Consider the following 19,642-nt stretch of genomic DNA (forward strand, 5'->3'; position numbering starts at 1 on the left):
ATATGAACAGAGAGGCACTATTCTGTGACGGTACGCAGGATTATGTCATCCCTGCAGAACCGAAGGAAAACGAAAAGATCAAGATTCGGTTTCGCACGGCTCACAACGATGTGGAAGAAGTCCATATTTTGACCGGCAATTCGTCGTATCCGATGTGGAAGATTGTTTCGGAAGGCGAATTCGATTTCTATGAGATAGAATGGCAGCTAAGTGATGTTCCGTTCAGTTATCTGTTTGAAGTAAAAAGCGGAGATCAGATATGTTATTTCAGCAGGTGCGGCGTTTCCGATCAGAGAGAAGATTTTTATGCGTTTATGATCGTTCCGGGATTTTCTACTCCCGAGTGGGCAAAAGGCGCGGTTATGTATCAGATTTTTGTGGATCGGTTTTGTAACGGCGATCCGACAAATGACGTGGAGGACGGGGAATATATTTATATCGGCGCTCCGAGCGTAAAGATCAAAGACTGGAGTAAAGTTCCGGCGGCGATGGATATCCGTAATTTTTACGGAGGAGATCTTCAGGGCGTCATGGATAAACTGGATTATCTTCAGGATCTCGGCGTTGAGGTTGTATATTTTAATCCTCTTTTCGTTTCTCCGTCAAATCATAAATATGACATTCAGGATTATGATTATATCGATCCACATTATGGAAAGATCGTCTCGGACGGCGGAGAGACGCTTCCTAAAGGAGCGAAAGATAATACAGGCGCTACAAAATATCAGAAGCGAACAGGCGATATCCGCAATCTTGAAGCGAGCAACGAGCTGTTTGCAAGGCTTGTGGAGGAGATGCACAAAAGAGGGATGCGTGTGATTCTCGACGGCGTATTTAATCATTGCGGATCGTTTAACAAATGGATTGACAGGGAGCGGATCTATGAACAGCAGCCGGAATATCCAAAAGGGGCATATGTGAGCGGGGAAAGTCCGTACCGGAAGTTTTTCCGTTTTCATGATGAAAGAAAAGAGGCGTGGCCTTACAATAAAAGTTATGACGGATGGTGGGGACATGATACGCTGCCGAAACTTTCTTATGAGGATTCCCCGGAACTTGAGCAATATATTATGGATATAGGAAAGAAATGGGTTTCGCCTCCGTATAATGCGGATGGATGGAGACTTGACGTTGCGGCGGATTTAGGGTGCAGCAACGAATATAACCATATGTTTTGGAAGCGTTTTCGCAAAGAAGTAAAAGAGGCAAATCCCGAAGCTTTGATCCTGGCAGAGCATTACGGCGATCCGGGAGAATGGCTGCAGGGGGACGAATGGGACAGCGTTATGAATTATGACGCGTTTATGGAACCTTTGACGTGGTTTTTGACCGGAATGGAAAAACACAGTGACGAGCGAAGAACAGACCTGTGGGGAAATGCAGACAACTTCATAGGCGGAATGCGCCATTTTATGGCAAGTATGCTCACTCCTTCTTTGCAGGTCGCGATGAATGAGCTGTCCAATCACGATCACTCCCGTTTCCTGACAAGGACGAATCACATCGTAGGACGCGCCGAACATGTCGGTGCGAAAGCTGCGGAAGAAGGCGTTAACTATGCCGTTATGCGTGAAGCGGTTACGGTTCAGATGACATGGGTCGGAGCGCCGACCGTTTATTACGGAGACGAGGCGGGAGTATGCGGATTTACAGATCCGGACAACAGGCGCACATATCCGTGGGGCAGGGAGAATAAAGAACTGCTCGCGTTTCATAAAGAGATGATCCGAATCCATAAACAGGAAAAACCGCTTAGGAAAGGGTCGATCAAGCTGCTCTATGCGGAAAGAAACGTACTTGCATACGCAAGATTTCAGGAAGATGAGCAGATCATTGTTATCTTAAACAACAGTAAAGATTTAAAAGAGCTGACAGTTCCGGTCTGGTTTGCGGGAGTTCCGAAGCAAGGCAGGATGGAAAGGCTTATGTATACATATGAGAAAGGATATACGACAGAGTATGACGAGTTCATTGTAGAAAACGGAGAGATCGTCATCAATATGGGGCGTCATTCCGCAATCGTAATGAAACCTATTTCGGAGGGAGAGAAAACATGGCAGGGAAAGTAGCGGTTCTAAATGATCTGGCAGGCTTCGGAAGATGTTCGCTGACAGCCGCAATCTCGGTATTGTCGGCGATGGGGGTGCAGCCGTGTCCTCTTCCGACAGCCGTTTTGAGTGCACAGACAGGGTTTGAAAGTTATTTTTTTCAGGATCTTACAGAGCAGATGGGGATGATTACCGAAGAATGGAAGAAATCAGGCGCGCAGTTTGACGGGATCGTTACAGGGTTTATGTCAGACCACAGACAGATCGGGGAAGTGAATCACTTTCTCGATCTGTTTCACAAAGAAGGCACATTTCTTCTTGTAGACCCGGTGCTCGGAGATAACGGAAAACGATTTTCTGTTTTTGACGGGTTATTTCAGAAAGAGATGAAACAGCTTGTTAAAAGAGCGGATATCGTGACGCCGAATGTGACGGAACTTTGTCTTTTGACGGATTATGATTATGATAAGATTCAAAATATTTCGGAAACGGGAGACAGAGAAGCTCTTTTTTCGGAAGTGTCGAAAGCGGCAGGCAGACTTTTGGACAGTGGCGTATCGGAAGTGATCGTGACAGGGGTGTTATTTGAGGAGCAGGACGCTGCGAAAGAGTGTACAGTCGGAAAAGAGACCGGAACAGGCGGCAGGAAGGTCGCAAATCTTACGGTGACGCGTGAGAAAACAACGGCAGGGATCTCTTCTTTTATCGGGGCAAGTTACTCGGGAACAGGAGATCTGTTCGCTTCCGTAATTGCAGGCGGAAAGGCTCGCGGAGACCGTACAGAAGATTCGGTCAGACTGGCGGGAGAGATGATCGAGAAGGCTGTTAGGGAGTCGGCAGCGCTTGGAATTTCGGGGAAAGAAGGAGCAGAATACGAAAAATATCTTTGGATGCTGTGCAAAAAGACGAAAGAAAGCGGCGAAAAAAAGGGAAAATAAAGAGCGGATGTGGAAAAATATAGAAAAATATCACAAAAATGAGGAAAACTTAAATAGATCAGGCGGCAGGGTTGTAATTCCTATATGCGAGTGATAGAATACGGATATATTCGTACAAGGTTGGGGAACTTGTACAGATAAGTATAATACTAATAAGTACGAGGGTGTATAATGGGGAGAAAAAACAGAATATTTAAGGGGAATCTGAAAGCATCGCAAATCTTGGCGGTGCTTATGTTGATCGTTATGATCATCCGGCCGATTATGGAAGTCTCGGCAAAACCAGGTGAAATTACAACAGAAAACCCTTCCGCAGAGGTGGGGAAGGAAGGAGAAAGTCTGTCCGACGGAATAGATGGGAGCGCCCTATATCCGTTAGAAGAGAATGGGCAAAACGGGCAGACGTCTGAAAACGATGCTGTACGGCAAAACGGGCAGACGTCTGATGAGACAGACGCGAAGAACAGTCCGAATGCATCGGATAGAACGGTTTCTGAAGGATCATCGGAAGAAGAGAACATGACATCTGCGCAGCAGGAAAGCTTGTGCAATGATGAATATTGTTCTCACATCTATTATGATCTGGATGGGAGGCAACATGCGCTCTGCGCTCTCGGGGAGCGGATGACAGAGACGGATGTTTACAGAACAGCGGAAGACAGCGCGGTATATGAAGCAATGTATTTTGCAAGTATCCCGAACTTGTATGAGGCAAGTGCGTTCGGCGGAGCGACAACGTTTGAGAAACTGCATGTAAATACAGTCTACGCATTGTTTTATAAAGAAGATCCGATTGAACCGGGGAATGCGGGGAAAAAGGAAATACCGAAGACATATCGAATGATCAGCGTCGACGAAGCGGGACTGTTCGGAACGGTAATACCGGAAGGCTGTTCTTATGTTGCGTTTGAGATGGAAGTAACGAATAAAAACGGAGAAGCGAGAGAAATAGACTCTCAGATCGTATACAATCTGCGTCAGGCCGCAAATCCGAACGACCCTTATCATGAGATAAAAAAAGAGCCGGTAATAGACGCCGCCGGAGAGGTAAAGCAAAGAGGATCGGGATCTTTTGTATTTACGCAAAAGACAAGAGACTGCTTTTACTGGGACATGTCCTATCACACGTCCTACTGGGGAGGTCATCCGTCATCAAGTAATAACATCTTGGATGAACTGGCGATCTATGTTGATAATGACAAAGACGGAAATTATGATACGAAAACAGATAAAGTGTGGGATGAGTTATGGGTATCTTACGCAGATAAAAACGGAAAGATCGTATCAAAGAAAGTTACAAGAGAGACCCGCTATGAATTATGTACTTATTATGCGTTTGGAAAAGGATCAGGTCTGACAGAACTGTCGCTTCTGGCAATTTCAAACGGAGAGCTTAATGAAAAAGGCGGTTTTAAACATCCTTCCGATAATAAAGAAGACGATAAAGTATATTATCAGTTATATAATATTGCATCAGGCGATAACTTTTTCATTCTGAGGAACTTGGATGACAGTCATCGTATTTGGAGAAGTTATGAAACAGACGGCGATCGGTATGTCGCGTTTAAAGATCAGATGTACGGAACGTCGGGAGCGCTCGTTGCAAGTGGTGTAGAAGGCGGGAAAACAGAAGCGGCGGATACGGTGGAATATCGTCTTTGCGAAAACCCGGAAGACGGGCAGGCAGTGGAAACCGAATGGAAAAAGATGGATCAGGCGCTGCCGGAATCTTCGGGAACGGGTCAGGCAAGCGAAGATATGGAAAATGAAGTTTTTTATAAAACATTTTTTACACATGAAAAACTGTCGGATAAAGAAAAGTATATTCAATTTCGTATATGTGAAAACAGAGCAGACGGCAAAGTTGTAAAATATAAGACGGATATAACTGAGATTGACGATACTTATGCTTTTCCATGCTTTTTCGCAGACGTACTTCAGAAGAAAAGTTTAAGTTATACGAGTGAGCAGTCGAAAATCAACGGAACATGGAGTTCGATCTTTAAGGCGAGCGATCACGGAGATGAGGGAAAGAACATTCCGATAGCGAAAAACAAGTCGTATGATCCAAAATACTATTACGCAAATACGACGTTTTATGATTATTATTCGGATTATGAACTTCAAGGAAAAAGATTGAGCGAAGTAAACGGATCGCCGTACGAATATGAAACGAGTTTCGGAATATTGAACGACGGCATCTCCAAGTATTTCCAAGGGAAAAATGAAAAAGCGGCGGCGTGGTATTATGGAAAATATATCAGGCATCCGGCTGTAACAGACGGGGATAATCCGCTAAATAATTCTTCTCCGGGCAATATGTCGGGAAATCAGATCGGACCGAATGACTGGCATTCGGGAAATACGTTAAAGTATGCTTACGGGCATGTCGATAAACAACTGGAAGATGGAAAAATCTCAACTGCAGGTGTGAAACTTCCGCAGTTTGACGAGAGTTTTCTTCGCGGAAACAATGCGTTTCACTCGGCGCTGGGATACGTGTATAATAACGTTTCTTTTCCGTTTTTCCTTGCAGATGACGGCTATTGGGAGTACAGTAGTTTGAAGTCCGATCATGTGCTGCGGTTAAAAGAAGATCCCGATAAAGGCTATTATTTAGACGTAGGAGAAAAGGAAGACGCGCTGAAAACAGGTGACAGAGATGTCGCAATGGGAAAAGATCAATTCGGATTTTTCCCGTTTAATGACAAAAACGACGCAACGAAAGAAAACTCGTTTTACCGGTTGGATAGGATGAAAACGAATTTCTGCTTCGGTATGAAGATGGAACTGGAATTTAAGCTGACGGAAGACGGAAAAGTGCGTATGCCGGGAGAAAAGGCAGGAGAATATATTGAGAAGCCGATTGAATTTGAGTTTTCGGGAGACGATGATTTCTTATTGTATATCGACGGAAAACTTGTACTTGATATGGCAGGGAAACATAATCCTCTGGAAGGTCATATTAACTTTGAGACCGGAGCGGTAGATGTGTACGGATTAAATAAAGACGGTGCAACAGAGGACGGATATCCGATCAATAAAAATCAGCATCATGCACAGGCGAATATTTATGAAAAAAATGATGCGAACGGTCCGTGTTTAGATATGGAAGAACTTTCGCAAGGCATACATAAGATCACGATTTTTTATGCGGAGCGCGGAGCGGGTGTTTCCAACTTAAAGATCCGTTTTAATTTCCCGAAAACGAATCAGCTTGATCTGACGAATCAGGTAAGCACTGCTTCGGCAAATCAGGACGTATTCGGAAAAGCATTAGGATATATCGGAAGTTTTACTTATAAAATATTGAATCAGGCGACAAGCGGAAGGCAGATTCCCGTGGAAGATTCGGTAGGTTATCTCCGTAACGAAGGCGCTGTTAAGTTTAACGATTTTAAAAACAGCGGAACATACAGAGGGTCTAAGACCGGAGAAAGTGAGCTCAAAGAAGCAGATCCGGACGCAGAGACAGACGGCCCGATTATCGGTGAGCGCAGCGATGTGATAAAGCTTGTGAATAAAGACAGCGGCAAAAATCTCGATCAGTATCAGATGTCGGAAGAAATTGCTTCGGGAAAATACTGGACAACGATCGACTGTGCGGAGAACGGAGGCAGTGTGGATCTGTCAAAAGCGGCATATCTTCAAATGTCAGTTTATAATAACTCGGATGCTTCCAGCGCTACCGGGTGGTCGTTAAAAGCGAGACTGACAGACCGGCACGGAAATGTGATCACCAGACCTGCCAGTCAGATGACGTATTATGGATACAGTAATTCGATGCCGAAAGGCCAGTGGTCGATCGTTCGTCTGAATCTGGCAGACTGGAATTCGGGAATATCGGATTTTGATATGAAAAATGTCGCCAAAGTGCAGTTCGCCTTTGCGCGTGACAGAGGAAGTCTGTATATGGCGGATATGGATTTTAAAGGAAAGATCATTCCGAACCAATCGACCGGATTTTATGCAAGCGACGATCAGATTTCAGATTATGAATCGCTGGGAACAAAAGAGCGGCCTCTTAGCTATAATGAGGCGGTCTTAAATCCGGTAAGCGGAGCGTTCTTCCGGTTGAATCCGATACAGGAAACAGATGTTGTGAACAACGGAAATGACCTCATGGTCAGATCGAGAGGACTGTTGGAGCTTACAGATGGAAACAAAGCGTCTTTTGTCGATAAATTCCGTGAGGGAAGTTATTTGCAGATCACACAAGACGATCCGCTGAGAAACAAAGTATTTCGGACTTCATGGTCGATTTTGGAAAATTCGGTATATGACGGTGCGTCGGGAATGTATACGGAAGGTTATATTGCGGATAACATTCTTGCGCTGCATCCGACGGCAAGAACGGTGGAAAATGATCCGGAGATTTTGAATAATACAGTGACGGATGTAAGAACATATACGGCGTCAGACGACAGAAATGTAAAGAGCGCGGACGGAAAAGGGTATCACTATCCGAGTTCAAACAGAGAAGGACATGTATCGGAAAAGAACGAGACTTTTGTTTTCAGAAGCTATCTCGATCCTGACAACCTTCAGAAAAACGGGATCCATCTGACTGTGGCGTATAAAAACGATCTGATCAGCGGAGGACTGATCATTACAAAAACCGTCGATCAGATCGATCCGAAAAAAGATCATACATATAAATTTCATGTTCATTATACTGACGTAGCCGGAATGAGCCTTGAAGGAAATCTCGGATCGGGAAGCATGTCGGAAAGCGGAAGCAGTATTGTTCAGGAAATCGACGTAACTGTTCCGGCGGGAAAACAGACTGCAAGCGTAGCAGTGTACGGTATTCCGAAAGAGACTGTATATACGATCCACGAGGAAAATGAGATACCGCAAAATATCGAGATCGGCGGGAATTATACTTATCCTCAAAACGTGGCAAAAAATTTCGTGCAGACAGATCCTGACAGAGGCGGTGTACGCACAGGTGATGAGTATGACCACAAGGTGAAGGTGGGAACAAAGAAATATAATGTGAACGGAACGGAAGTCGAATATAAAACGGCGGAAGGTACAATGAAAGAAAGCGTACAGGAAGTTACGTTTGCGAATAAACAAGTGCCTGCTCACGGAGAAATTAAGATTACGAAAAAACTTCAGGGAAAAGCGTATGGAGAAGAGCGGGGTTATTTGTTCCATATCCATTATAAAACAACGGATGAAAACAATAAGGAAAAGGTCGTTGTCGTTCCGCAGACTGTAGTTGTAAAAGCAGGGGAATTGACAGGAAGTACTGTCTATGAAAATATCCCGCTTGGCGCACAATATGAAGTACATGAAGTAGATGAAACCGCTCTTCTGACTTTGGAAGCGGACGCAGGATCAACGGTATTGGGAAGTGATGACCCACTTTCGGATACCGAACAGAATCATTCTCATACAGATGTAAAAGCAGAGAAGAAGCATATTTCGATCATTCCGGAAGAAGAAGGGGCGATCGGAAGCGAATGTGCGAAGAAAGGGTTTTGGACAGCGCAGGGCGGAACGGGAGAAAGCCGTCATAATTTTACGTTTACAAATATCGGCTCTCATAATGTTGCGGTCTTGAAAACAGACAGTTCCCGAAACGTGCCTTTGGAAAACGCAGGTTTTACGCTTTATGATACGGAAGATAATATCGTTCAAAACCGGACGGCCGTTTATATGTGGCAAAATGAGATCAGTATAAGCGATCCGAATTATGACAGTTCGAGCGGAAGGTATCATCGGGGAGATACGTCTTATACGGTATATACGCTGAAAGGCGATCCGGCTGAGAAAAACGTTTATTATGTACCGCTGACGAACGAAGAGATTGCCGCATATAAAAAGGGAATGGAAGATCCTGAAAGCGCGGAAGGAATGGATGCACAGAATCGTGAAAAAGTTCGCGCGGCGGCATGTTTCGAGAACCTTGCGGCAGGAGAATACGTTTTAAAAGAGACGACGCCTCCGAACGGATACGGCGCGTCAGATCCGATTCGGTTTAAATTATCGATACAGGAGGGAGAGGAAAATCAGTTTGTACTTCCTTACGGAGTAAGTTTGGAAAGTCCTCTCTCCAATAAAGAAAATGTGACTCTTCAGGTGAGAAATGAAAAAAACAGCGGAGTCGTAAGCTTTACAAAGGAAAACCGAAAAGGAGAGCCTTTGAAGAACGCGAAGTTCGCTTTGTACCGGCTGATCTGCAGCGATCCGTCTCATGGAGGAAAGCATGATAAAGATCTGATCCGGCACGATGAAAACGGTAGTCTCGACGCCGGATATGCGTATAAAGATTGTTGGAAATTGCAGGGAACGGCGGTTTCGGATGAAAACGGAACAGTCGAATTCCTAAATCTTCCGGCAGAAGAAGGCACAGAGTACCGTCTGGCGGAGTTGAAAGCTCCGAGCGGATACGTGACGGCGAAAGGTCAGTGGAAAGTCACATATGAGAAAGAGACTCATGAACTGAAGATAACCGGAAGCGTAAAAAGGCCTCCGGCATTTTCGGGGGAAGGAACGGATGAGAATCCGTATAAAGTGATCAACTATACTTATGCCGAATTTCCGTTATCAGGCGGAAGGGGATACAGCTATCTTGCAGGCACGGTTCTGATCGCGGCGGCAGCCGGGTTGTGGTTTTGGTATGATTCGAGAAAGAGAAAAACTGTAAGATCACGCGGCATGAGAAAAGGGGGATATAAATAATAAGGAGCTTCCTGTATAATAAAAAATGTGGATGTTGAAAATTGAAAATACCTCAGAGTACAATAAGACTACTGACTGGCAGGTTAGTAAAAATCTTATTGAACAGAGAGGTATCTACAATGAAGTCTAACACACAGAACGCAAAAATTGAAGCTATTACAGAAAAAACTTTGGTACTCGGAATCGATGTCGGAAGTGAAACGCATTATGCCAGAGCTTTTGATTACAGAGGAGTCGAGTATTCGAAGAAACCATTCAAATTTAGTAACACGGAAGCAGGATTCGTGACATTTAAGGCATGGGTTCTGGATATCAAAGAAAAGCATGGGAAGGATAAGGTGATTCCAGGGATGGAACCAACTGGTCATTACTGGTTTAATCTTGGAAAGTTTCTTCAAGATAATGAAATGAAACCGGTTCTTGTAAATCCTCACCATGTGAAGAAATCAAAAGAACTCGACGACAATCATCCGACAAAGAATGATCGTAAGGATCCAAAAGTCATTGCAGGATTAGTTAGAGAGGGACGATACATGATCCCATACCTGCCAGACGGTGTTTATGCTGATCTTAGAACGGCATCAAACATCAGATTTCAATTACAAGCGGAGCTTACACGAATTCAAAATAGGATTAATCGTTGGTTCAATATATATTTTCCTGAATATAAGACGGTATACGGTAAGCCGGATGCCAAAAGTGGAATACTGATTCTAAAGGAAGCACCACTCCCAGAAGATATTCTGACGTTGAGTATTGATGGAGTGAACCAGATTTGGCGGGATGCAAAGTTGAGAGCAGTTGGAAAGGCGAGGGCAAAGACCCTGATCGAAGCTGCTGAGCACAGTGTCGGAAGCAAAGAAGGTGCAGTATCTGCAAGAATGGAAATCCGAATGCTTCTGGAGGACTATGAATCCAGAAATATACGTCTTCAGGAAGTGATGGGTCTGATTGAAGGATTGGTAAATCAGATTCCAATGGCTGAAAAGCTGTTGGAAATCAAAGGTGTAGGAATCAAGACAGTGTCTGGATTTCTTGCAGAGGTAGGCGACATCAGACGCTTTAATGACCCGAAAGAACTGCAGAAACTTGCAGGTTTAGCACTGGTTGAAAATAGTTCTGGAAAACACAAGGGCAAGACAACAATAAGCAGACGAGGTCGAAAGAGACTTAGATACCTGCTCTTCGAGGTTGCAATGTCGCTTGTAGCGAAGAACCCAGAATTTAGGGAACTCCATAATTACTACACAACTAGAAGGCTAAATCCATTAAAGAAGATGCAGTCACTTATGGCAATAGCAGCGAAGCTGCTTCGTGTTTTTTATGCCATACTGACAAAAGGCGTGGGCTATGATCCCAAGAAGATGGTCAATGACATCAGGAGACCGGCGGCTTATGCGCAGGCTGCGTAAGAAAAACAAGTAACTATAGTGGAGGCTGTCATCTGGGCAGCCACCGAATAAGCAGAATGTAACAGATAACGTCCACTGAACACAGTGCTGGAACAGGAAGCGAGTCAGTAATCAATAATACAAAGAATGAGCCAGTAGTCGGCAGGAATATTTTCCATGGGGCATGACCCCGTTAGGGAGCAAAGCTGACACCTTGGTTATGGGCAGGCAGTACGAAGGAAGTTAGGATCTCTGGAGACAGAGATGATCCTGGTGGATATAGGAGGTTAGCTGCCATAGAGGGAAGGGTATACACAAGGCCAGTAAAGCGAAAAACAATGACGTTTTATTTCGTATACCCATTAATCACTATTTCAGTACCCGATACACGGAAATGCTTGTAGCTGAGGCCTATTCACTGAGATATAAAAGGTTGAAAAACCTTGAATTTTCAATAAAAAACACTTGATTATATGAGGAGGTACTACTATGAGCATTATCCGACCATTTAAAGGAATCCGCCCTCGCGCAGACTTAGCTTCTGCCATAGCCGCCCTTCCTTATGATGTATACAACAGCGAGGAAGCAAGAGAAATCGTGGCTGCCGAACCGAAGTCTTTTCTTCAGATCGACCGAGCCGAGACGCTTCTTCCAAAAGGCACAAATCCATACAGCGAAGCAGTATATAAAACAGCATCTGAAACACTGAACCGTATGATCGATGAAGGTTCTTTTCTTCAGGACAAAGAACCTTGTTACTACTTATACGCGCTTACAATGAACGGAAGAACACAGACAGGGCTTGTAGGCTGCGCTTCGATCGACGATTATTGCAACAATGTGATCTTAAAACACGAAAATACACTGGAAGCAAAAGAGCAGGACAGAATCCGTCACATCGACGCATGCAGCGCCCAGACCGGACCGATCTTTCTCGCTTACCGCGCCGACAAAAAACTAGGAGAGATCATCAAAAACGTCCGATTAACACCTGAAGTCTACGACTTCACCTCTGACGACGGGATAAGACACGAGGTGTGGCGTATAGATAAAATGTCAACGATTGTTGACATTTCTAAGATTTTTGAGGCGATTCCACATCTGTACATTGCAGACGGACATCACCGCGCAGCTTCTGCTGTCAAAGTCGGACTGAAACGCAGAGCAGAAGATCTCCATTTTTCAGGAACAGAAGAATACAATTATTTTCTTTCTGTCCTCTTCCCCGCGGACGAACTGGCGATCTACGACTACAATCGAGTTGTTACGGATATGAACGGGTATACATTTGAACAATTTCTTGATACAATAAAGAGCAGGTTCGATGTGGCTTTGGCCGGCGTAGAAGCAGTCCGCCCGCAGAAAAAAGGCGAATTCGGAATGTATGCCGACGGAAACTGGTATCGTGTAAACGCAAAAGCAGACCTTTTCTCCGGCGATCCGGTAAAAGATCTGGATGTTTCCGTTTTACAGGATCACATCCTTTCCCCGGTTCTGGGCATCAGCGATCCCAGAACAGATTCCCGCATCCGTTTTATCGGCGGAATCCGGGGACTTGACGCGCTGAAAGACGCCGCAGATCAGACAGGCGGGATCGCATTTGCAATGTATCCCACTTCTATGACTGAATTGATGGGCGTTGCGGACGCCGGGCTTCTCATGCCTCCGAAATCAACATGGTTTGAACCAAAACTGCGAAGCGGCCTTTTCATTCACCGCTTTTAAAATACAGTAATAAAATAACTACAAGGAGATGTTATTCATGGAAAGAAATGAACTCTGTTGGTGCGGCAGCGGCAAAAAATACAAAAAATGCCATATGCCGATCGAAGAAAAAATTCTTCTGCATTCAGAACGCGGCGAGATTGTTCCGACACGGGCAATCCTCAAAACGGCTGAACAGATCGAAAAGATCAAAGAAAGCGCCAGATTAAATACCGCTGTACTCGATGAAGTCGCAAAGCACATCCGCATCGGAATGAGCACTGCCGAGATCGACGACATCGTATATACGTTCACGAAAGAACACGGGGGAATCCCCGCGCCGCTTAATTATCAGGGATTTCCGAAAAGTGTCTGCACTTCGCTCAACAACGAAATATGCCACGGTATCCCGGATAAAAATATCATTCTTCAGGACGGCGATATAATCAACGTTGACGTCTCTACAATCTTAAACGGCTACTTTTCCGACGCCTCCCGTATGTTTAAGCTCGGAACGGTTTCCGAAAGAGCCGAAAAAATCGTCCGCGTAACAGAGGAATGCGTCAACCTCGGACTTGCGGCCGCAAAACCGTGGGGACATCTCGGTGATATCGCGCATGCGATCAACACTCATGCCCGGGAAAACGGCTATTCTGTCGTAGAAGAGATCGGCGGACACGGAATCGGACTTGAATTCCACGAAGATCCGTTTGTCAGCTATGTCACTCCAAAAGGAAGTGAAATGCTTCTCGTTCCCGGTATGATCTTCACGATCGAACCGATGATCAATGAAGGCAGTCCCGACTTCTTCGTTGATGAGGATAACGGTTGGACTGTATACACGATCGACGACGGACTGTCATCCCAGATCGAATACATGGTACTTGTCACAAATGACGGCGTAGAAGTTTTGACGAAATAGTAAATACCGCAGAACAGTAGTCTTCTTTTCTTCTGTTCTGCGGTTCTTTTATTTTCTCGCCGCAAACATCCTGCCTGCGAAAACAAGCAGCAAGATCCCTGCGATAATCATAACAACATACTCTTTCACCCATTGCGGCATTCCCTGATTCTTTTCATCATCGAACGCCTCACCCCCATTTTCTTCCGCCACTTCATACGGAATCCGTTCTCCGCGTACTAAAAGCCTGTGTGTATTCACTCCGTAAGGCGTACAAGTCAGAAGCGTCACATAATCTTTATCGTGATATGTCTGCAGTTGTTCCAATTCTTCCGGCTTAATAACTCTCACCTGATCTACCTTGTAGGCGAGCGTTTTATCAAGGATATGGAGAAAAAAACGATCTCCCTTTTCCAATTCATCTAACCTTGTAAATAATTCCGCGCTTGGAAGACCTCTGTGCGCGCTGATGACCGGATGCCGGTTCACTCCGCCGATCGGAAGAGCGGTCACGTCGACATGTCCCGCGCCTTTTTCCAAAACTTCTTCACTTGTGCCATGATAGATCGGAAGATCGACTTTGATCTTCGGGATCTTCAGATACCCCATTACGCCGTCTTTGTTTACATTCAGCACACTTTCATAATTATCGGGAAGCGCATATCCTGTTCCCGGAATAAACGGATCATGAACGGGATCACCGAGAAGAGTCTCGTTGTATTCTTCTGCCAGTTCCCACTGTCTTGCCATCTTGTCTTTATCAATTTGTTCTACAGTCTGAGCGTACTCTTCTATGACTTCTTTTTGCTCACGCTGCGCCAGATAGTTGCTTAACGCCGGATAAATGAAAATCCCGACGCCCGCCGCAAATAAAAGCAGGGACGTCAGGAATATGACCGGTGTTAATATCTGCCCGCGTTTATTGTGCCGTTTTCGGCTTTTTCTTTTTTCGCGCATACAGACAAACCCTTTTCTTTCTGTCTTTTTCTTTCTCTATTTGTTTTTCTGCCTTTTCTCTGTCTGTTTTCCGTTCGGAACTTTTTTCTTTTCTTCCTGAAACTTCCTATCTTCTGCTTCTGCGGATCGCATATGTAAGAAGCATTACCGCTCCTGCCATGATCATAATTCCGCCGATCGTAAAGACTGCCGTTCCGATGCCTCCTGTAATCGGAAGGTTGAAATTACTTTTGCCGTTTGTAAGAACGAAGTTCAACTGCCATGTTTTTTGTGTATCAACAGATGCCGAGTTTGCTTTCACATTCGTTCCTTCTGCTTTTGACTCATCCAGCGTACCGTTTACAGCGTCTTTTTCAGACAGCGTGATTGTCGTCTCAGGATTTCTCGGCAAAGTATAACCTGACGGCGCTTTCGTCTCTGTCAATGTATATGTTCCAAGATCAAGACCTGCGATAAGCATTTCTCCATTTCCATCTGTCGTCAGTTTTGCATCTCCGTCTGCTGCCGGATAATACATCTTTCCGCTTTTCGCAAACTTTATTTCTGTATCGCCTTTTTTCAAAGCAAACTCCGCACCTTGAAGCGCCGTATTCTCGTCCTTGTTGTCTACCTTTTTAATCTTTACGCCATACGTATATAACTGACGGTCCACATTGATCTTTTTTTCAACGCCCTGTGTATTATAAGAAACGCTGTTGTACTTCAAATACGCTACGTTTTTCAAGTTATCCGGTGTTTCATAAGCTTCTGATACAACTTTTGCCTTATAAGTTACGATAATCTGACTTGCACCGTTGACTGCTGTTTTCAAATTGCCGTAATCTTTGACGCTGTATTCAAATTTTCCTTCTGTTTTTATAAAGTGTTCCGAAAGATCTGTCTGCGCACCTGACGGGTTGATTGCCACTGAATCTTCAACCAACGCTACACCGGATGGAAGAACATCTCCGAAAACAAATGTTTTTACATTTGCACTATCAGGATAAACCGGAATATCAACTGTCAGTTCGTAAGTTACCGTATCTCCGATCGCCGTCGTAGATATTTCTTTTCCGTCTGCATTTTTTACAGTTTTCTTGATCGTCGGGTTTGTTCCCTTTGCGGTAATTGTAATATCTCCGTCTACGATTGCCCATTCTTTTGTATCGTCGCTAAACTTCGGATAAATATGTGTAAATACCGGAGAATAGATCTTGCTTCCGCCTGTCATCAGCAGAAGATATCCGCCCATTGAAAGATTTCCGATCGTCGATTCCGTCTGACCTTCACCCGGCTGAACGCTTCCTGCCGCTCCCATCTGAATCGTATCTGCCGCGATCGCCGACGACATCTTATCTGCAAATTCTTTTACCTTAACCGCATCCTTATCCGTATCCATTGTTATAAACGCTTCTGTTACGCCGTTGCCGTCCGCTTCAATATAATCTTTAAAGTTTGTTCTGACCCATTCTGCGGCGTTTTTGTTCCACACATAAGCAGGCTCTTTCGGCTGCTGGTTGTCAAAATCAAAATTCACATCGATCACCCGGTACGCCGATGCTGTCCATCCGCTTTCATCTGCCGTAACTTTGATAGAACCTTTCGACTCTGCATCGATCTGCGCCCATGCCGGCATCGTCATCCCGATGACCATGATTACCGCAAGACAGATTCCCAACACTTTTTTCCAAATACCGCTTGCCTTTTTTTCTTTCATTTTTGTTTTCTTGTCCATTAACTTTTTCCTCCTCATATAATCAAGTGTTTTTTATTGAAAATTCAAGGTTTTTCAACCTTTTATATCTCAGTGAATAGGCCTCAGCTACAAGCATTTCCGTGTATCGGGTACTGAAATAGTGATTAATGGGTATACGAAATAAAACGTCATTGTTTTTCGCTTTACTGGCCTTGTGTATACCCTTCCCTCTATGGCAGCTAACCTCCTATATCCACCAGGATCATCTCTGTCTCCAGAGGTTAGTAACTTCCTTCGTACTGCCTGCCCATAACCAAGGTGTCAGCTTTGCTCCCTAACGGGGTCATGCCCCATGGAAAATATTCCTGCCGACTACTGGCTCATTCTTTGTATTATTGATTACTGACTCGCTTCCTGTTCCAGCACTGTGTTCAGTGGACGTTATCTGTTACATTCTGCTTATTCGGTGGCTGCCCAGATGACAGCCTCCACTATAGTTACTTGTTTTTCTTACGCAGCCTGCGCATAAGCCGCCGGTCTCCTGATGTCATTGACCATCTTCTTGGGATCATAGCCCACGCCTTTTGTCAGTATGGCATAAAAAACACGAAGCAGCTTCGCTGCTATTGCCATAAGTGACTGCATCTTCTTTAATGGATTTAGCCTTCTAGTTGTGTAGTAATTATGGAGTTCCCTAAATTCTGGGTTCTTCGCTACAAGCGACATTGCAACCTCGAAGAGCAGGTATCTAAGTCTCTTTCGACCTCGTCTGCTTATTGTTGTCTTGCCCTTGTGTTTTCCAGAACTATTTTCAACCAGTGCTAAACCTGCAAGTTTCTGCAGTTCTTTCGGGTCATTAAAGCGTCTGATGTCGCCTACCTCTGCAAGAAATCCAGACACTGTCTTGATTCCTACACCTTTGATTTCCAACAGCTTTTCAGCCATTGGAATCTGATTTACCAATCCTTCAATCAGACCCATCACTTCCTGAAGACGTATATTTCTGGATTCATAGTCCTCCAGAAGCATTCGGATTTCCATTCTTGCAGATACTGCACCTTCTTTGCTTCCGACACTGTGCTCAGCAGCTTCGATCAGGGTCTTTGCCCTCGCCTTTCCAACTGCTCTCAACTTTGCATCCCGCCAAATCTGGTTCACTCCATCAATACCCAACGTCAGAATATCTTCTGGGAGTGGTGCTTCCTTTAGAATCAGTATTCCACTTTTGGCATCCGGCTTACCGTATACCGTCTTATATTCAGGAAAATATATATTGAACCAACGATTAATCCTATTTTGAATTCGTGTAAGCTCCGCTTGTAATTGAAATCTGATGTTTGATGCCGTTCTAAGATCAGCATAAACACCGTCTGGCAGGTATGGGATCATGTATCGTCCCTCTCTAACTAATCCTGCAATGACTTTTGGATCCTTACGATCATTCTTTGTCGGATGATTGTCGTCGAGTTCTTTTGATTTCTTCACATGGTGAGGATTTACAAGAACCGGTTTCATTTCATTATCTTGAAGAAACTTTCCAAGATTAAACCAGTAATGACCAGTTGGTTCCATCCCTGGAATCACCTTATCCTTCCCATGCTTTTCTTTGATATCCAGAACCCATGCCTTAAATGTCACGAATCCTGCTTCCGTGTTACTAAATTTGAATGGTTTCTTCGAATACTCGACTCCTCTGTAATCAAAAGCTCTGGCATAATGCGTTTCACTTCCGACATCGATTCCGAGTACCAAAGTTTTTTCTGTAATAGCTTCAATTTTTGCGTTCTGTGTGTTAGACTTCATTGTAGATACCTCTCTGTTCAATAAGATTTTTACTAACCTGCCAGTCAGTAGTCTTATTGTACTCTGAGGTATTTTCAATTTTCAACATCCACATTTTTTATTATACAGGAAGCTCCTAAAAATCATCTGTCAGATAACTATACCACAGGCGAAAGCGGTTTGTCACGGGAGAGTCGACCTGAAGTGCGGTAAAAGTGGATATCTGTATGGCTGAACTGTTAGACAAAAACCGACATTTTACTTGCCCGAATTATAAAAATATAGTAGTATTAATTTTTAAAGGAGAGGAAATTATGTGGTATTGGATTATAGTAGCTTTACTTGTGTCGGGCTGTGCCGCGATGTTGTTTGTATCGTTTTCGGGAATCAAACAGAGCAAAGCGGAGTTGGCGCGGGCAGAAGGAAGAGGAAGAAAAAAACGTCGGGATGAATATGAAGATGAGTATGAGGCGGAAGTCCGCACGCGTTCAAAACGAGAACGAGAGGCGCAAGCGTATGCAAAGGATCAGCGCCCGAAACGTAAGAAACGCCGCTGGAAGATCATTCTGGAAGATATTGACAGTTGGGAAAAATATAGCTTTACATTTTGCGACAGCGTAGGGATCGGCAGAGGAAAGGACGGAAGCATGTATGAGAGATATCTTCCGCTCACTTCTGACGGAAGGATCTCCAAGCTTCATTGTGTAATCATACATAAGAATGACAAATTATATGTAAAAGACGAGGATTCGAGAAACGGTACATATTTAAACGGTGTCCGTATCGACCGGCCGATGGAGATCCAAAGAGACGATATTATCGGAGTCGGGGAGACGCGGCTTGAAGTGCAGAGGATTTTGCGTGAGAGCGATTAAACGCAGCATATAGAAAAGAACAGTCCGTTTTGCGGGAAGGCAGACAGTTGCCGCACTGTAAAGCGGGCTGTTTGCCGTATAGGAAGCGGCGCGTTTTTGGCAGTCACATTTTCGGGGAATGAACATATAGTACACATATAATATCAGTTCGGGAGTGAGTGCGATGAACGAAAAACTGCCTTATTATATGGCTTATCCGATGCCCTTTTCTTTTGATGACGAGCGGATCGAGAGAATGGATCTTGAATATTTGAAAAGTATGTATCCGAAGATTCCGAAACGGATTCTTCCGTATGTAGAAGAAGAATGCGACCGTATGGAATACGAAAACAGTATGGTGTACGACGCATATCCTGATAAACTGCAGTTGAAGCTGATGTGCACGCGGGTGTGTGACAATATCAGACGGCATGAACATATTTGCCGGGAAGAGGATGAGAAGGAGGAAGATTTATCCGAAGATGAAGCAATAACTATGGAGAATCTGAGGGATCTTGTGGAGGTAATGCTGTTTCAGGAGTTATACAAACGCCGTTGTGACCACAGAAGATGTTGTCGCAGATTTTTTAAATAAGCGGAACTGTTTTATGCAAGTTTTGTGAGGCGAAGCGGAACTGTTTGGCAAAAAATATGTTTTAGTTGAAAATTACATGAAATATTTGCTTGAATTTTATGTAT

At 44.3% G+C, this 19,642-nt stretch carries 11 protein-coding genes; 8 read left to right on the forward strand and 3 right to left on the reverse strand.

Translation table 11 applies throughout. The features are described from left to right. The first annotated feature begins 2 nt into the window (after window positions 1-2). From ACH9UM_RS00415 to ACH9UM_RS00440, 6 genes are all read left to right on the forward strand, one after another. Complete coding sequence (locus ACH9UM_RS00415) at window positions 3-2,069, forward strand: glycoside hydrolase family 13 protein (protein ID WP_270186918.1); 2,067 nt, start codon at window positions 3-5, stop codon at window positions 2,067-2,069. Then, window positions 2,054-2,986, forward strand: a complete 933-nt coding sequence (locus tag ACH9UM_RS00420; RefSeq protein WP_004846055.1) for a pyridoxamine kinase — start codon at window positions 2,054-2,056, stop codon at window positions 2,984-2,986. Before ACH9UM_RS00415 ends, ACH9UM_RS00420 begins: the two co-directional genes overlap by 16 nt. Window positions 2,987-3,157: 171 nt before the next feature. After that, entirely contained in the window at window positions 3,158-9,679 is a 6,522-nt protein-coding gene (locus ACH9UM_RS00425; RefSeq protein WP_022003088.1) for a SpaA isopeptide-forming pilin-related protein, read from the forward strand. A 119-nt stretch (window positions 9,680-9,798) separates the two neighbouring features. Further along, entirely contained in the window at window positions 9,799-11,091 is a 1,293-nt protein-coding gene (locus ACH9UM_RS00430) for an IS110 family transposase (RefSeq protein ID WP_129795082.1), read from the forward strand. A gap of 468 nt (window positions 11,092-11,559) precedes the next feature. Next, window positions 11,560-12,795 carry a DUF1015 domain-containing protein gene (locus ACH9UM_RS00435; RefSeq protein WP_009320672.1) on the forward strand — a complete coding sequence of 412 codons (1,236 nt, stop codon included), beginning with the start codon at window positions 11,560-11,562 and terminating at the stop codon, window positions 12,793-12,795. Window positions 12,796-12,832: 37 nt separating this feature from the next. After that, window positions 12,833-13,696 carry a methionyl aminopeptidase gene (locus tag ACH9UM_RS00440; RefSeq protein ID WP_004846059.1) on the forward strand — a complete coding sequence of 288 codons (864 nt, stop codon included), beginning with the start codon at window positions 12,833-12,835 and terminating at the stop codon, window positions 13,694-13,696. Window positions 13,697-13,744: 48 nt separating this feature from the next. On the opposite strand, the gene ACH9UM_RS00445 is transcribed toward ACH9UM_RS00440, so the two are convergent. From ACH9UM_RS00445 to ACH9UM_RS00455, 3 genes are all read right to left on the reverse strand, one after another. Continuing rightward, entirely contained in the window at window positions 13,745-14,632 is an 888-nt protein-coding gene (locus ACH9UM_RS00445) for a class C sortase (protein WP_004846060.1), read from the reverse strand. A 106-nt stretch (window positions 14,633-14,738) separates the two neighbouring features. Continuing rightward, window positions 14,739-16,346, reverse strand: a complete 1,608-nt coding sequence (locus ACH9UM_RS00450; protein ID WP_009242496.1) for a SpaH/EbpB family LPXTG-anchored major pilin — start codon at window positions 16,344-16,346, stop codon at window positions 14,739-14,741. Between the two features lie 471 nt (window positions 16,347-16,817). Continuing rightward, a complete protein-coding gene (locus ACH9UM_RS00455) occupies window positions 16,818-18,110 on the reverse strand; it encodes an IS110 family transposase (protein WP_004846057.1) in 1,293 nt (430 codons plus the stop codon). Window positions 18,111-18,403: 293 nt separating this feature from the next. On the opposite strand from ACH9UM_RS00455, the gene ACH9UM_RS00460 reads away from it, so the two are divergent. Together ACH9UM_RS00460 and ACH9UM_RS00465 are read left to right on the forward strand one after the other, a co-directional pair. After that, complete coding sequence (locus ACH9UM_RS00460; RefSeq protein WP_009242494.1) at window positions 18,404-18,964, forward strand: FHA domain-containing protein; 561 nt, start codon at window positions 18,404-18,406, stop codon at window positions 18,962-18,964. A 163-nt stretch (window positions 18,965-19,127) separates the two neighbouring features. Continuing rightward, window positions 19,128-19,538: a hypothetical protein gene (locus ACH9UM_RS00465; protein ID WP_004847844.1), complete on the forward strand. Its 411-nt coding sequence runs from the start codon at window positions 19,128-19,130 to the stop codon at window positions 19,536-19,538. Window positions 19,539-19,642 lie beyond the last annotated feature (104 nt).

This window comes from Mediterraneibacter torques, assembly GCF_044591705.1.
Classification (GTDB): Bacteria; Bacillota; Clostridia; order Lachnospirales; family Lachnospiraceae; genus Mediterraneibacter; species Mediterraneibacter torques.

Excerpts from the sequence above, each read along its gene's own strand:
- ACH9UM_RS00460 (WP_009242494.1), top strand. The coding sequence starts at position 18,404 with ATGTGGTATTGGATTATAGTAGCTTTACTTGTGTCGGGCTGTGCCGCG.
- ACH9UM_RS00420 (WP_004846055.1), top strand. The coding sequence starts at position 2,054 with ATGGCAGGGAAAGTAGCGGTTCTAAATGATCTGGCAGGCTTCGGAAGA.
- ACH9UM_RS00465 (WP_004847844.1), top strand. The coding sequence starts at position 19,128 with ATGAACGAAAAACTGCCTTATTATATGGCTTATCCGATGCCCTTTTCT.
- ACH9UM_RS00425 (WP_022003088.1), top strand. The coding sequence starts at position 3,158 with ATGGGGAGAAAAAACAGAATATTTAAGGGGAATCTGAAAGCATCGCAA.
- ACH9UM_RS00440 (WP_004846059.1), top strand. The coding sequence starts at position 12,833 with ATGGAAAGAAATGAACTCTGTTGGTGCGGCAGCGGCAAAAAATACAAA.
- ACH9UM_RS00430 (WP_129795082.1), top strand. The coding sequence starts at position 9,799 with ATGAAGTCTAACACACAGAACGCAAAAATTGAAGCTATTACAGAAAAA.
- ACH9UM_RS00415 (WP_270186918.1), top strand. The coding sequence starts at position 3 with ATGAACAGAGAGGCACTATTCTGTGACGGTACGCAGGATTATGTCATC.
- ACH9UM_RS00435 (WP_009320672.1), top strand. The coding sequence starts at position 11,560 with ATGAGCATTATCCGACCATTTAAAGGAATCCGCCCTCGCGCAGACTTA.
- ACH9UM_RS00445 (WP_004846060.1), bottom strand. The coding sequence starts at position 14,632 with ATGCGCGAAAAAAGAAAAAGCCGAAAACGGCACAATAAACGCGGGCAG.
- ACH9UM_RS00455 (WP_004846057.1), bottom strand. The coding sequence starts at position 18,110 with ATGAAGTCTAACACACAGAACGCAAAAATTGAAGCTATTACAGAAAAA.
- ACH9UM_RS00450 (WP_009242496.1), bottom strand. The coding sequence starts at position 16,346 with ATGGACAAGAAAACAAAAATGAAAGAAAAAAAGGCAAGCGGTATTTGG.